Origin of the sequence: Streptomyces carpinensis (assembly GCF_002154505.1) — a bacterium.
GTDB classification, from domain to species: Bacteria; Actinomycetota; Actinomycetes; order Streptomycetales; family Streptomycetaceae; genus Streptomyces; species Streptomyces carpinensis.
The window spans coordinates 1-1214 of record NZ_MUBM01000621.1 but is presented as its reverse complement, the minus strand read 5'-3'; the positions used below and the strand labels follow the sequence as shown (position 1 = coordinate 1214).

Annotated in this window: 2 protein-coding genes; both read right to left on the bottom strand. The window is 74.3% G+C overall.

The annotated features are described in order from the left end of the window. Nucleotides 1-834 (bottom strand): phosphoribosyltransferase (locus BZY54_RS47160; RefSeq protein WP_279634778.1); only part of this gene is annotated, 834 nt, incomplete at its 3' end. Between the two features lie 12 nt (nucleotides 835-846). Further along, nucleotides 847-1158 (bottom strand): dsRBD fold-containing protein, encoded by a 312-nt coding sequence (locus BZY54_RS47155; protein ID WP_086731450.1) that lies wholly within the window; start codon nucleotides 1156-1158, stop codon nucleotides 847-849. Nucleotides 1159-1214: the final 56 nt, after the last annotated feature.

Here is a 1214-nt window from a genome sequence, read left to right as displayed (position 1 = left end):
GCTGCCGCTGCCGTGCGCGAAGACCACGACGCCGGGCGCGTCAGGGGGCACGGTCAGCCGTCCGCCGAGCCGTACGGCGCCGGCCGCCACCTCCACCTCCTGGTCCACGGACTCGGGGTCACCGCCGGAAGACCCCCGGTGCGCAGAACCGCTGCCCGAAGGACCGCTCCCCGGGGGACGGCCGCCCGAGGTCCCGGTGGCGGAGGGCTCCCGCCGCAGGAAGGCGATGACGTCCTCGTCCTCGAGCTGGCCGAAGTCCTCGTAGAACTGACCGACCGCGAAGAAGCCGGGTGGTGTGTCCAGGGAGATCAGCTCGTCGGCCTCCCCGGCGAGCCGTGCGGTCCAGTCCGGTGGTGCGACGGGCACCGCCAGCACCGTCCGCGCCGCTCCCCTGGCCCGTACCGTCCGGCAGGCGGCCCGCGCGGTCGATCCCGTGGCCACCCCGTCGTCGACCACGACCACGGTCCGGCCCTCGACGGCGAGCGGCGGACGCCCGCCCCGGTAGCGCTCGGCGCGCCGGCCCAGCTCCTCGCGCTCGCGTTCCTCCACGCGTGCCAGCCCGTCCGGTGGCACGCCCGCCTCGCTCAGGACCATGTCGTCGACGACGCGGACGCCGTCCTCGCCGATCGCCCCCATGGCCAGCTCCGGCTGGGAGGGCACGCCCAGTTTGCGCACCAGGCAGAGGTCCAGCGGTGCGCCGAGGGCCGCCGCGACCGCCGCGGCGACCGGTACGCCTCCTCGGGGCAGCCCGAGCACCACGACGTCCTGACCGGCGAGGTACTCCAGGCGGGCACCCAGCTGCCTGCCTGCTTCGTCACGATTCGCGAAGAGCACCGTTCGGCTCCCTCACTCCCTGGGCGACCAGAGCGGAGCGGGAGGGGTCGCCTCGGGTGCTCCCATCGCCTTGATGTCGCCCGACGCGGCGCGCAGCAGTTCGCGGCCGAGCGCGATCAGTGCCCGGCCGGCGGCTAGTTCGTCACCGATCTCGGGCACCGCCGAGTCGTAGGGGTTGCGCCGGGCCTCCGCGCAGGTCTCCACGACGTTGTCTCCGGTGTCCAGGACGATCCGGGCCGTGGTGTCCGGGTCGTGTTCGGACAGGTAAAGGTTCAGCCGCCACTCCTTGACGGACTGGGGCCGGCTGTCGACGGGTCGCGTCATCGTCCGTCTCCCCTCGAATCCCGCGGTGGGACGCCGGCTCCGGTGCGGGACACCGG